Here is an 11,603-nt window from a genome sequence, read left to right as displayed (position 1 = left end):
CTGTTCTCGCGGACCAGGGCCCGGGGCGCCACGGCCGAAGCGGCCGCGGCCACGCCGTCCGGCAGGGGCCGACGCCTCGCCGAACCGCCTGCGTATCGCTAGCGGGGCCTGAGTCCGTCGACGACGATGTCCAGCATTCGGTGCAGCTGGGGGCGCTGCTCGGGCGCGCCGGCCACGGAGAGCAGACCGGCGAGGATGCCGCCCACCTCGACCGGGTCGATGTCGCCGCGCAGTTCTCCTGCTGTGGCGCCGGCCTCCAGCACCATCGCCAGGATCTGCTGGACCTCGTCGCAGACCGGTCCGGTGCCGAAGCGGCCGGAAGCGCTCATGGCGACCAGGGCCTCGCAGATGCCGCGTCGTTCACTCGCCCAGTCGGCGAATCGGAGCATCCACGCGTGGAGGGCCTGCGCGGGCGGCTCGGCGGCCAGCAGGGTGTGCGCGTCTTCGCGCAGGAGCCGGATCTGGTCCCGGTAGACCTCTTCGACCAGATCCTCCCGGGTGGGGAAGTGCCGGTACAGGGTGGCGTTCCCGACTCCCGCGCGCTTGGCGATCGCGTCCAGCGAGATCGCGCGTCCCGACGCGAACACTTCGGCGGCGGTGGCGATCAACTGCTCGCGGTTGCGCTGCGCGTCGGCGCGCAGGGTGCTGCGTGGAAGCGTCATGGCCTTCGTCTTCGTGAGTGTCGGATGAGGCTCGGGGACTATTCGGGGACATCCCCGGTTCAGTGTACGGTGAGGCAAACGGGGAGCTCCCCGGTTACGGCTGGTCCAACGCCCCGAATCGCACCTCCCAGGAGAAGACGATGGCACTCACTCTCGACACCTATCGGCTGCTGGGCCGTTCCGGACTCCGGGTCTCACCGCTGGCGCTGGGCACGGCGACCTTCGGCACCGAGTGGGGCTGGGGCGCCGAGCGCGACGAGGCGCGCAGGCTCTTCGACCGCTACACCGAGCTCGGCGGCAACTTCTTCGACACCGCCAGCACCTACACCAACGGCAGCTCCGAGCGACTGCTCGGCGAATTCGCCCGTACCGACCGCGACAAGATGGTGCTGGCGACGAAGTACTCGACGCTGCGGCAGCCCGGTGACCCGAATTCCGGGGGTACCCACCGCAAGAGCATGCTGGCGTCGGTGGAAGCCAGTCTGCGGCAGCTGAACACCGACTACATCGATCTGCTCTACGTGAACGTATGGGACTTCAGGACGCCGGTGGAGGAGATCCTGCGGGGCCTGGACGACCTGGTGGGGCAGGGCAAGGTGCTGTACGTGGCGATGGCCGGCGCCCCGGCCTGGCAGGTGTCGCGCATGCAGGCGATCGCCGACCTGCGCGGCTGGTCACCGCTGGTCGCGCTGGAGACCGAGTACAGCCTGATCGAGCGCACCGCGGAGCGTGACCTGATCCCGATGGCACGCGAGATGGGACTCGGCGTGGTCCCCTTCTCCCCGTTGGGCGGCGGGGTGCTCACCGGCAAGTACAGCCGGGAGGACCAGAAGCAGGCGGGCCCCGTAGCCGGCGAGACGGCCACCAGCCGCAAGAGCCTCAACGTCGCCCTGGGACAGGTCACCGACCGCAACCTCGCCATTGCCGATGCGGTGAAGGAGGTGGCCTCGGAGCTGGGCCGTACGCCCGCCCAGGTCGCCCTGGCCTGGACCCTGAACGCCCCGGGCGTGACGGCGCCCATCATCGGCGCCCGCACCATCGCGCAGCTGGAGGACAACCTGGGTGCCCTGCAGGTCGACCTCCCCCCTTCCCGGCTGGCCCGCCTCGACGAGGTCAGCGCCATCGCCCTCGGCAACCCGCACGACCTGCTCGCCGGCGACCACATCCGCACGGTCACCACAGGCGACATGAGGATCGAATCGCTCCGCTGATTCGCTGCACGAACGGCGACATCCAGATGTACCGGCACGTCTTTGATGATGGAACGGAGCACCCTCGGCATGGGTAAGTACAGCGACAAGAACGTGGTGATCACCGGTGGCAGCAGCGGCATGGGCCTCGCGCTGGCGGAGCTGCTGGTTCAAGGCGGAGCCCGTGTGGTGATCACCGGCCGTTCTCGGACCAAGCTCGACGCGGCACGCGAGCGGCTCGGCGCGAATGCCGTGGCCGTCCGGGCGGATGTGGCCTCACTGTCGGAGCTGGATATGCTCGTCGGCCGTGTGAAGAGCGAGCTCGGCTCGGTCGAGGCTTTGTTCGTCAACGCCGGCATCTCATCCCTCACGCCCCTCGAGTCGACGACCGAGGACGTCTACGACGAGCTGTTCGCGATCAACGTCAAGGGCGCCTTCTTCACCGTGCAGAAGTTCGCTCCGCTGCTGAGCGCGGACTCCGGCATCGTCCTCACCACCTCGATCGCGAACGTCATCGGCATGGTGGACATCAGCGTCTACGCGGCCGGCAAGGCGGCGCTGCGCTCGATGGCCCGCAGCTTCTCCCGCGAGTTGCTTCCGCGGGGAATACGGGTCAATGCGATCAGTCCGGGCCCCATCGACTCGGGGATCCTGGAAACGATGGACTTGTCCGAAGAGGCCGCAGAGCGGTTCAGGGCGGAGCGGACCGCGAGCAACCCCATGAAGCGCTATGGCACCGTCGAGGAGTTCGCCGAGGCGGCCGCGTTTCTCGCCTTCGACGCCACGTACACCACCGGCACCGAGCTGGCCGTGGATGGCGGCGAAACCCAGCTCTGAGCCGGGCGGGCACCCGCACCTGCCGCACCCGTATCCGTCGCCCCACACCCGAGATTGTGCGGGAACAGGGCCCTTACGTGCTGTTCCCGGCCGTGATCACCCTCCCGGGCGGTGGGACGACGGGGGGCGGCACATGCGAGGATGAGGCGGCGCGCCGGACGGGCGCGAGGGGTGTGACGAGGTAGGGGAGCCGGACCGGGCGTGAGTGACAATCAGAACCTTCTCGCCGAACAGCGTCGCGCCCTGATCCTCGACGAGGTGCGTCGCCGTGGTGGCGTACGCGTCAATGAACTGACCCGCAAGCTCGGCGTGTCCGACATGACCGTCCGCCGCGATCTCGACGCACTGGCCCGCCAGGGTGTCCTGGAGAAGGTGCACGGCGGCGCGGTCCCGGTGGTCGAGGCGAGCACGCACGAGCCGGGGTTCGAGGCCAAGTCGGGGCTGGAGCTGTCGGCGAAGGAGGACATCGCGCGGATGGCGGCGTCCCTGGTGGCCCCCGGCACGGCGATCGCCCTGTCGGGCGGCACGACGACGTACGCGCTGGCGCATCACCTCCTGGACGTGCCGGACCTGACGGTCGTGACGAACTCGGTGCGCGTGGCGGACGTCTTCCACTCGGCGCAGCGCACCGCGGGCCAGCGGCAGGGCGCGGCGACCGTCGTCCTGACCGGTGGCGTGCGGACACCGTCGGACTCGCTGGTCGGCCCGGTCGCCGATCAGGCGATCGGGGCGCTCCACTTCGACGTGCTCTTCCTCGGCGTGCACGGCATATCGCTGGAGGCCGGCCTCTCGACGCCGAATCTGGCCGAGGCCGAGACGAACCGGCGTCTGGTGCGGTCGGCACGGCGCGTGGTGGTGGTCGCCGATCACACCAAGTGGGGCACGGTGGGCCTCAGTTCGTTCGCCGCGCTCTCGCAGGTGGACACGTGGGTGACGGACGCGGGGCTGCCCGCGGAAGCGCGTGCGGAGATCTCCGAGCATCTGAACCGGCTCATGGTCACGGGCGAGCGGGAACCGGCGAAGGAGAGCGACGGGACGACCGGCGCGGTCGGCGCGACCGGAACGTCCGGCGTCCCCGGCGGAGTCGACAACTCCGAGGCCGACGCAGACATCTGACGGGCCGCCAGCTATGGTGTCGGGGCCCGGTCAACCGTCCCGTTCCGCTGGGGGGTCACCTTCCATGGCACGCCGACTGAGTCCCGTGGGACTCGACTTCGTCGATTCCGCCCCGGTACGTCTGGTCTTCTCACGTGAGGTGGCCGCGCCGCCCGAGACCGTCTACCGCGCGCTGGCCGACGATGTGACGGGCTGGCCCCAGTGGTTCTCCGCGGTCACCCTCTGCCGGCCCACCGGCGGCGGCACGGGCCGTGAGGTCCGGCTCAAGGGCGGCACCCGTTTCCAGGAGACGATTCTCGCGGCCGACGAGCGGGAGCGGTACGCCTACCGCATCGACGAGACGAACGCGCCCGGCCTGCGCGCCCTCGTCGAGGAGTGGCGGCTCGCCCCGGCCGGGAGCGGTACGCGGGTGCAGTGGACGTTCGCCGCGGACGGCACGGCCCCGCTGCGCGGCACCCTGCGGCTGGGCCGCGCGGGTCTCGGCCGGGCGTTCCGCGACGCGGTCACCGCCCTGGACCGGCGGCTCTCGGCTGCCGCCGCCTAGGACCTGTCTGACCATTCCCGTCGTCGCCCGGAGGGCGGCCTCGCGGCGTCAGGTGCGTGCTCTCGGCGTGCCGGGCGTAGGGCCTCGTACTGGGCGTACGTGGCTCTGCGCCCGGTGCGGCGAGAGTGCGTGCATGGCGTCGCGAGGCAGGCGGGAATGGTCAGACAGGTCCTAGGGCGCCGCGGGGCGCGGGCGCGTCACTCGGGCCATGCCCCGGTACCCAGGAGGGTGTCGATGGCCTGGGCGTACGGCCCGATGTCCAGGCCCTGTTCGGCCAGCCACGCGTCGGAGTAGTACTTGTCCAGGTAGCGGTCGCCGGGGTCGCAGAGGAGGGTGACGACACTGCCGGTGCGGCCGGTGGCCACCATCTCGGCGACGATCTTCAGGGCGCTCCAAAGGCCCGTACCGGTCGAACCGCCCGCCTTGCGACCGATGGCCTGTTCCAGGGCGCGTACGGCGGCGACGGAGGCGGCGTCCGGCACCTTCATCATGCGGTCGATCGCGCCGGGCAGGAAGCTCGGCTCCATGCGGGGCCTGCCGATGCCCTCGATGCGGGAGCCGCAGTCGCTCGTCGCGTCCGGGTCGCTCTTCGTCCAGCCGTCGAAGAAGCAGGAGTTCTCCGGGTCGGCGACGCAGATGCGGGTGTCGTGCTGCATGTAGTGGACATAGCGGGCGATCGTCGCCGAGGTGCCGCCGGTACCCGCCGTGGCGACGATCCACGCGGGCTCGGGGTACCGCTCCAACCGCAGCTGCTGGTAGATCGATTCGGCGATGTTGTTGTTGCCGCGCCAGTCGGTGGCCCGTTCCGCGTAGGTGAACTGGTCCATGTAGTGCCCGCCGGTCTCGACGGCGAGGGCCGCCGACTCCGCGTACATCGTGCGCGAGTCGTCCACGAAGTGGCACTGGCCGCCGTGGAATTCGATGAGGCGGATCTTCTCGGCGCTGGTCGTGCGGGGCATCACCGCGATGAAGGGCACGCCGATCAGCTTCGCGAAGTACGCCTCGGAGACGGCCGTCGACCCGCTGGAGGCCTCGATGACCGGGCGGCCGGGCCTGATCCAGCCGTTGCAGAGGCCGTACAGGAACAGCGAGCGGGCGAGCCGGTGCTTGAGGCTGCCCGTCGGATGGGTGGACTCGTCCTTGAGGTACAGGTCGATGCCCCACTGCTCGGGCAGCGGGAAGCGCAACAGGTGGGTGTCGGCCGACCGGTTGGCGTCGGCCTGGACCTTGCGGACGGCTTCTTTCAGCCAGGCCCGGTAGGTGTCGTCGCTGTGATCGACGTCGAGTGTCGGCATCGGTTCGTCGACCCGATCCTGCGCTGAGGTGGTCACGGCGGGGCTCCTTCGCGTCGTGCCGGACGCGATTCGACGCGGCCGTACACCTCGATCTTAAACACCCGCCACACCCTTCTCACCTGCATAAACACACCTTTGAGCACCTCAAAGGCACGGCTGGCGCAGCCTTGGGCAGGCCTTGGGGTGACGGCGGTGAGCAGGCCCGGCGGGCCCGTGCGACGCAGTCGGGCGAGGTGTCCATGCACACTGGTGCTGAACGCCCGGTGCGTGCAGACTGCACCGCACGGGGCACTCGTCCCGTTCGGGCGATTCACCGACGCGCACAAGGAGGCGGTGCCATGGCGGAGCCGGAGTTCACGGCCAGGGGCGTGCAGATCGAGCGGCGCATGCGATCTCTCACGCGCGCCGGACAGGTACGCATCGCCGACGGCCGACTCGAGTTGCTCACCAGCTACGGCACGGAGATCGACAGCGCGCCGCTGCAGTCGGTCCGTACGGGCAAGCCGTGGTTCGCCGCGGACGACCGTGCGCTCGCCGAGGTGAACGGCACGCGGTACAGGCTGACTCTCGGCGAACGCGAACCGCGGCCGGGCGAGCCGGGACCGCCCACGGCGCGCAGATTCATCGAGGCGGTACGCAGCGCCGCCGAGCACCACCGCCCGCGAGGCTGAGCGGGCACGCGAGTTCGCGCGCGGAGTTGCACGCCCTCAACCCCTGGGTCACTCTGGTCTCACATCACTCTGGGTTTACCGGCGATGACGCTGCGAACCAGCCGCCGCCGGCCGTACAGCAGGCGGCAGACCACGCGGCCCCTGCTGGATCCGAACGTCGCCTTCTTCCGGACCTCAATTCGGGGAGTCGCAGCCGTGATCAGCCAGCCAAGCAGGCATTGCACGGTAGAGCTCCAAGCCCTGCCGTCGCGGATCCGCCAGGTCCGCAGAATCGTATCTGCGCAGTTGCGCTACTGGCATCTGGACCCCTTGATAGACCAGGCCGCCATCGGGGTGACGGAACTGCTCACCAACGTCCATCGGCATGCCGAGCCGGACAAGATGTGCACCGTCGAGATCGAGCTGCTGCTCGACCGCCTCACGGTCTCCGTCCACGACCATGACCCCCGCCTCCCGCAGATCGGTGACGCGGACCCCTTCGCCACGTGCGGGCGGGGCCTCGCGATGGTCGCCGCGGTCAGCGAGAGCTGGGGCGTGAGCCCACAGGGAGACGCGGGGAAGACCGTGTGGTTCACGTTGCCCACCCCCGTCCCCGCCGGGGCCCGCTCCACCTATCCCGTGTACCGGGTGGGTGCGAAGACTCCCGCCCGGTCGGCCGTTGCCGGCTGACCGGGCGGTGATCCTCCCCGCCGGGCGCCCCGCCCCGCCCGTACGCAGTCCCTGGTACGGGGACTGGCCGGGCGTCACTCGGTGGCGATGGCCCGCAGCACATCGAGGCGTGCCGCTCGCCGAGCCGGGCGCAGGCCCGCCAAGGCGCCCGCCGCCAGGCCCACCAGGGCGACCACCGCGAGCTGCGTCGGCGGGACGGCGAACGCGAAGTCGCTCTCGGTCGTACTGTCGGACGCCTTGACGAGGACCCAGCCGAGGAACCCGCCGAGCGCGAGCCCGCCCGCCGTCCCGAAGGCCGCGACGAGCACCGACTCCCAGCGGACCATGGCCCGCAGCTGCGCCCTGGTCTGCCCGACCGCGCGCAACAGGCCCAGTTCACGGGTGCGTTCGTGGATCGCGAGCGTCAGCGTGTTGGCGATGCCGAGCAGCGCGATGAGAACCGCGAGCGCGAGGAGCGCGTAGACGAGGGTGAGCATCATGTCGATGCCGCCCGCCGACGCCTCCGCGTATGCGGAGCGGGTCTGCACATCCGGGTTGCCGTACTCCCGCACGGTCTCCTCCACCGCGGCCTTGCCCTCTGCCGCGCTCACACCGTCCTTGAAGGTGACGGAGATGAGACTGTCGGCGTCCTGCATGCGGTGCGGTGCCCACGCCTGGCGGGTGATGACGTAGTCACCGGCCAGCTCGGAACGGCCGTAGACGGCGCGGACCGTAAAGGTCTCCTTCTTGCCGTCGGCGAAAGCCAGTTCGGCCCTGGAGCCGACCTTGAGGTCCTGCTTCTCGGCCTCCGACCGTGTGAGGGCGAGGCCGTTGGCGCCGAGCGCGGCCAAGGAGCCGTCGACGTCGCCGAGTTCGAAGGACTTGGCGAAGGGGGCCGGGTCGGTGACGGTCAGGGCCCGGCCCTCGCCGTTGACCTCCGCGGCGCCCTTGCCCAGGCCGACGGCGGTCTCGACCTCCGGCAGCCGTGCCAGCGCGGGCGCCAGCTTCGGGCTGAGGCCGCTGCCGCCGGCACCGAAGCCTGGGGTGCTCACCGCGACGTCGCCGGCGAAGGAGCGGTTCACGGTCTGGTCCATCGTGGCCTTCAGCGAGGCCCCGAACACCGTGAAGAGCGAGACGACGGCGACACCGATCATCAGCGCGCTCGCCGTGGCGGCGGTCCGCTTGGGGCTGCGCAGGGCGTTGCGCCGGGCGAGTCCGCCGGGGACGCCGCGCAGCCGGTCCAGCGGCCCGCCGAGGATGCGCACCGCCCGCGAGGACGCGACCGGCCCCAGCACCACGAAGGCGACGAGGGCGAGCACCGCGCCGGCGCCGGCCAGCCAGACGGAGGGGCTGACCAGGACGCCGGTCAGGGCGAGACCGACGGCGACCAGCGCCAGAGCCGCCCCCGCGACGGCGCGGCCGCGCGAGGCCGCCGAGTGGTCGACCGCGGTCTCGCGCAGCGCGGCGAGCGGGGCGGTCCGGCCGGCCCGTACGGCGGGCAGCAGCGCGGAGCCCAGACAGACCACGAAGCCGACGGCGAGCGGCAGCAGCATGGAGAGCGCACCGATCACCAAGTCGCCCTCGGGGAAAGGGAATCCGATGGCCGGGAAGAGCACCTGGAGTCCGGCCGCGATGCCGATGCCGCCCGCGAGGCCCGCGGCCGACGCGACGACGGCGACGGCGCTCGCCTCGACGAGGGTGGAGGCGGTGACCTGGCGGCGCGAGGCGCCGAGCGCGCGCAGCAGCGCGTTCTCGCGGGTGCGCTGGGCGACGACGATGGCGAAGGTGTTGTGGATGCTGAAGGTGGCGACCAGCAGCGCCACTCCGGAGAACACCAGCAGGAGCGTGGTGAAGACATCGAGGAACTGACCCGAGATGTTGTCTGTGTTCTCCGCCGCCGACGCCTCTCCGGTGATCGCCTCGACTCCCTTCGGCAGTACGGGAGTCAGCGCGTCGACGAGTTCCCGCTCGCTCACGCCGGGGCCGGCCCGTACCTGGATGGTCGAGGCCTCACCGGGCCTGGGGGTGAGGTACTTCTCTGCGTCGGCCTGCGTCATGCCGGTGAAGGTGGTCTGCGCCATGCCGTCCTCGCCGCCGAAGGTCGCGAGGCCCACGATCCGCACCTTGATCGGGTCGGGGGTGCGCAGCGTCGTCGTGTCGCCGACCTTCAGGCCGCCGCTCTTTGCGGCGCCGCGGTTGACGACGACCTCGCCGGTCTTCTCCGGAGCGCGCCCTTCGGCAAGGCGGTACGGGTTCAGGGCGGCGTCGTCGATCCAGTTGCCGGCGAGGGTGGGCGGGCCCTGGCCGCCGATGGGTTCGCCGTCGCTGCCGAGGAGTTGGCCCGCGCCCTGGATGCTCGGCGCCGCGGCGGCCACCGCGTCGCTGCGCTCGATGGTCCTGACGAGGGCGGTGCTGACGGGCTTGCGCGTGCCCTGGGTGTCGTCGGGGGTGGTGATCGCGTCGGCGCTGCGGACGACGGCGTCGGTGCCCTTGGTGGCGTTGCCGAACATCGTGTCGAAGCCGGCGCGCAGGGTGTCGCCCATGACGAGGGTGCCGGCGAGGAAGGCGACGCCGAGCATGACGGCGAGGAAGGTACCGGCGAAGCGGCGCTTGTGGCCGCGCAGCGAGGACATGCTGATGCGCGCCGAGGCGCTCAGGGAATTCAGGGAGCTTCGGGAATTCAGGGAGCTTCGGGAACTCAGGGAACTCATGACGACGGCCCCTTTCCTGCGGGTGCCGCGGACGGGCCGCTGTCGAAGGCCTTGAGCCGGTCGAGGACCCGCTCGGCCGTCGGGGACTCCATGCGGTCCACCAGGCGGCCGTCGGCGAGGAAGACGACCTCGTCGGCGTGGGCGGCGGCCACCGGGTCGTGGGTGACCATGACGACGGTGCGACCCATCTGCTGCACCGCCCGGCCGAGCAGGTTCAGCACCTCCTCGCCGGAGCGGGAGTCGAGGTTGCCGGTCGGCTCGTCGGCGAAGACCACGTCGGGCCGGCCGGCGAACGCCCGGGCGACGGCGACGCGTTGCTGCTGGCCGCCGGAGAGTTCGGCGGGCCGGTGGTGCAGCCGGTCGCGGAGCCCGACGACGTCGATGAGGGCATCCGTCCACGCGCGGTCGCCGCGAATGCCGGCGAGGTCCGTCGGCAGGGTGATGTTCTCCGCGACGGTGAGTGTCGGCACCAGGTTGAAGGCCTGGAAGACGAAGCCGACGCGGTCGCGCCGCAGCAGTGTCAGGCGCCGGTCGTCCAGGGTGCCGAGCTCCGTGTCCCCGATGAAGGCGGCGCCCGAGGTGAGTGTGTCGAGCCCCGCCGCGCAGTGCATCAGGGTCGACTTGCCCGACCCGGACGGGCCCATGATCGCGGTGAAGCGTCCGGCCGGGAAGGCGACGCTCACCCCGTCCAGGGCCCGTACGGCGGTGTCTCCGCTGCCGTAGACCTTCACGGCCTCGGCGACCCGGGCGGCGGCGCCGGTCTCCACCGGCCGGGCCGTCCGGCCGGTCGCGGTGCTCATGCCGCACCGTCCTTGTAGGTACGGCCGAATTCCTCGTTGAGGACGGTCAGCCGCCGCCAGTACTCGTCCTCGTCGATCTCACCGGAGGCGAAGCGCCGGCCGAGCACCGCGATGGGCGAGTTCTCCTCGACACGGGTGGGTCCGGTGGGTCCGCCGGGTCCGGTGAATCCGCCGGGACCGGTCATGCCCCGGAAAGGGCCGCGCCGGCCGCGCCACACGGTGCGGCGGAGCAGGGTGACGACGCCGATGACGACGGCCGCCCAGATCAGCGGGAAGAAGAGGATCCACGGGCCGGGCCCGCCGTCCCATTGCGCCAGGGTCTGCATCTGAACTCATCTCCTCGGGAGGGGTTTTTGTGCTGCCTCCAAACTCGCCCCGACACGGCCCTCACGTCGTCGTACGGCCAGCGGCACCCCGCGTACCACGCCGGGAGTACGCGGGACGGGGGCGCCTGCTCCCGCCCGTGGTGATCACCTCGTGTGTCGCCTCCTGTGTCCCTTCTCAGCCTTCTTCTAGATTCTGTACCTACTAGTATGTACAGTGGCCGCATGAGCACACCGGAGCGCCTGATCGAGTCCACCCGCGAGCTTCTGTGGGAGCGGGGATACGTCGGCACGAGCCCCAAGGCCATCCAGCAGCACGCGGGCGCGGGGCAGGGCAGCATGTACCACCACTTCGCCGGCAAGCCCGATCTGGCGCTCGCCGCGATCCGGCGGACCGCCGAGGAGATGCGCGCCACCGCCGAGGCCGTCCTGGGCGGCACCGGATCCGCGTTCGCACGCATCGAGGCCTATCTGCTGCGCGAGCGGGACGTGTTGAAGGGCTGTCCGGTCGGCCGCCTCACCATGGATCCGGACATCATTGCCAGCGACGACCTGCGTGCCCCCGTCACCGAGACGCTCGACTGGCTGCGCGAGCGGATCGCCGGGATCGTCGAAGAGGGGCGCGCGGCAGGCGAGTTCATCGATGCGCTAGACCCGCGGGACGTGGCGTCGACGGTCGTCGCGACGGTGCAGGGCGGCTATGTCCTGGCCCGCTCGTCCGGTTCGTCCGAGGCCTTCGACGCGGCGGTGCGGGGCCTGCTGGCGCTGCTCGCGGCCGCCCGCACACCGAGCGCTGGGCACTGACG

12 protein-coding genes are annotated in these 11,603 nt (G+C 71.0%); 7 read left to right on the top strand and 5 right to left on the bottom strand.

What is annotated here, in order from left to right:
• Positions 1-98: 98 nt before the first annotated feature.
• Positions 99-662 carry a TetR/AcrR family transcriptional regulator gene (locus ACZ7DY_RS15940; protein WP_471135260.1) on the bottom strand — a complete coding sequence of 188 codons (564 nt, stop codon included), beginning with the start codon at positions 660-662 and terminating at the stop codon, positions 99-101.
• 140 nt (positions 663-802) lie between these two features.
• Between ACZ7DY_RS15940 and ACZ7DY_RS15935 the strand changes: the two genes are divergently transcribed.
• The 4 genes from ACZ7DY_RS15935 to ACZ7DY_RS15920 all read left to right on the top strand — a co-directional run bounded on the left by ACZ7DY_RS15935 (position 803) and on the right by ACZ7DY_RS15920 (position 4,349).
• The gene (locus tag ACZ7DY_RS15935) at positions 803-1,873 is read left to right on the top strand and encodes an aldo/keto reductase (protein ID WP_471135258.1); all 1,071 of its coding nucleotides are present in this window, start codon (positions 803-805) and stop codon (positions 1,871-1,873) included.
• Between the two features lie 69 nt (positions 1,874-1,942).
• Complete coding sequence (locus ACZ7DY_RS15930; RefSeq protein ID WP_471135256.1) at positions 1,943-2,689, top strand: SDR family oxidoreductase; 747 nt, start codon at positions 1,943-1,945, stop codon at positions 2,687-2,689.
• A gap of 201 nt (positions 2,690-2,890) precedes the next feature.
• Positions 2,891-3,805: a DeoR/GlpR family DNA-binding transcription regulator gene (locus tag ACZ7DY_RS15925; RefSeq protein WP_471135255.1), complete on the top strand. Its 915-nt coding sequence runs from the start codon at positions 2,891-2,893 to the stop codon at positions 3,803-3,805.
• Between the two features lie 64 nt (positions 3,806-3,869).
• The gene (locus tag ACZ7DY_RS15920) at positions 3,870-4,349 is read left to right on the top strand and encodes an SRPBCC family protein (protein WP_471135252.1); all 480 of its coding nucleotides are present in this window, start codon (positions 3,870-3,872) and stop codon (positions 4,347-4,349) included.
• 197 nt (positions 4,350-4,546) lie between these two features.
• Here the strand turns inward: ACZ7DY_RS15920 and cds1 are convergent, their stop codons facing one another.
• Complete coding sequence (gene cds1 / locus ACZ7DY_RS15915; protein ID WP_471136668.1) at positions 4,547-5,644, bottom strand: L-cysteine desulfhydrase Cds1; 1,098 nt, start codon at positions 5,642-5,644, stop codon at positions 4,547-4,549.
• A 338-nt stretch (positions 5,645-5,982) separates the two neighbouring features.
• Here cds1 and ACZ7DY_RS15910 point away from each other — a divergent pair, with 338 nt between their 5' ends.
• Both ACZ7DY_RS15910 and ACZ7DY_RS15905 read left to right on the top strand, forming a co-directional pair.
• Positions 5,983-6,315 (top strand): hypothetical protein, encoded by a 333-nt coding sequence (locus ACZ7DY_RS15910; RefSeq protein WP_471135251.1) that lies wholly within the window; start codon positions 5,983-5,985, stop codon positions 6,313-6,315.
• A gap of 195 nt (positions 6,316-6,510) precedes the next feature.
• Positions 6,511-6,984 (top strand): ATP-binding protein, encoded by a 474-nt coding sequence (locus tag ACZ7DY_RS15905; protein WP_471135248.1) that lies wholly within the window; start codon positions 6,511-6,513, stop codon positions 6,982-6,984.
• Positions 6,985-7,058: 74 nt separating this feature from the next.
• Here ACZ7DY_RS15905 and ACZ7DY_RS15900 read toward each other — a convergent pair whose 3' ends face one another.
• The 3 genes from ACZ7DY_RS15900 to ACZ7DY_RS15890 are packed head-to-tail and all read right to left on the bottom strand — an operon-like array spanning position 7,059 to position 10,800.
• The gene (locus tag ACZ7DY_RS15900; RefSeq protein ID WP_471136666.1) at positions 7,059-9,620 is read right to left on the bottom strand and encodes an ABC transporter permease; all 2,562 of its coding nucleotides are present in this window, start codon (positions 9,618-9,620) and stop codon (positions 7,059-7,061) included.
• 50 nt (positions 9,621-9,670) lie between these two features.
• On the bottom strand, positions 9,671-10,474 hold the full coding sequence (locus ACZ7DY_RS15895; RefSeq protein WP_471135247.1) for an ABC transporter ATP-binding protein: 804 nt from the start codon (positions 10,472-10,474) through the stop codon (positions 9,671-9,673).
• Positions 10,471-10,800: an SHOCT domain-containing protein gene (locus ACZ7DY_RS15890; protein WP_471135245.1), complete on the bottom strand. Its 330-nt coding sequence runs from the start codon at positions 10,798-10,800 to the stop codon at positions 10,471-10,473. Before ACZ7DY_RS15890 ends, ACZ7DY_RS15895 begins: the two co-directional genes overlap by 4 nt.
• Before the next feature lie 207 nt (positions 10,801-11,007).
• On the opposite strand from ACZ7DY_RS15890, the gene ACZ7DY_RS15885 reads away from it, so the two are divergent.
• On the top strand, positions 11,008-11,601 hold the full coding sequence (locus ACZ7DY_RS15885; protein WP_471135242.1) for a TetR/AcrR family transcriptional regulator: 594 nt from the start codon (positions 11,008-11,010) through the stop codon (positions 11,599-11,601).
• Positions 11,602-11,603: the final 2 nt, after the last annotated feature.

Source organism: Streptomyces sp. NPDC037013, assembly GCF_055607265.1.
Note: the sequence above shows the minus strand (reverse complement) of the source record. Positions and strands in the feature narration are given on the sequence as shown.

Excerpts from the sequence above, each read along its gene's own strand:
- cds1 (WP_471136668.1), bottom strand. The coding sequence starts at position 5,644 with ATGCCGACACTCGACGTCGATCACAGCGACGACACCTACCGGGCCTGG.
- ACZ7DY_RS15895 (WP_471135247.1), bottom strand. The coding sequence starts at position 10,474 with ATGAGCACCGCGACCGGCCGGACGGCCCGGCCGGTGGAGACCGGCGCC.
- ACZ7DY_RS15910 (WP_471135251.1), top strand. The coding sequence starts at position 5,983 with ATGGCGGAGCCGGAGTTCACGGCCAGGGGCGTGCAGATCGAGCGGCGC.
- ACZ7DY_RS15885 (WP_471135242.1), top strand. The coding sequence starts at position 11,008 with ATGTACAGTGGCCGCATGAGCACACCGGAGCGCCTGATCGAGTCCACC.
- ACZ7DY_RS15940 (WP_471135260.1), bottom strand. The coding sequence starts at position 662 with ATGACGCTTCCACGCAGCACCCTGCGCGCCGACGCGCAGCGCAACCGC.
- ACZ7DY_RS15930 (WP_471135256.1), top strand. The coding sequence starts at position 1,943 with ATGGGTAAGTACAGCGACAAGAACGTGGTGATCACCGGTGGCAGCAGC.
- ACZ7DY_RS15935 (WP_471135258.1), top strand. The coding sequence starts at position 803 with ATGGCACTCACTCTCGACACCTATCGGCTGCTGGGCCGTTCCGGACTC.
- ACZ7DY_RS15890 (WP_471135245.1), bottom strand. The coding sequence starts at position 10,800 with ATGCAGACCCTGGCGCAATGGGACGGCGGGCCCGGCCCGTGGATCCTC.
- ACZ7DY_RS15920 (WP_471135252.1), top strand. The coding sequence starts at position 3,870 with ATGGCACGCCGACTGAGTCCCGTGGGACTCGACTTCGTCGATTCCGCC.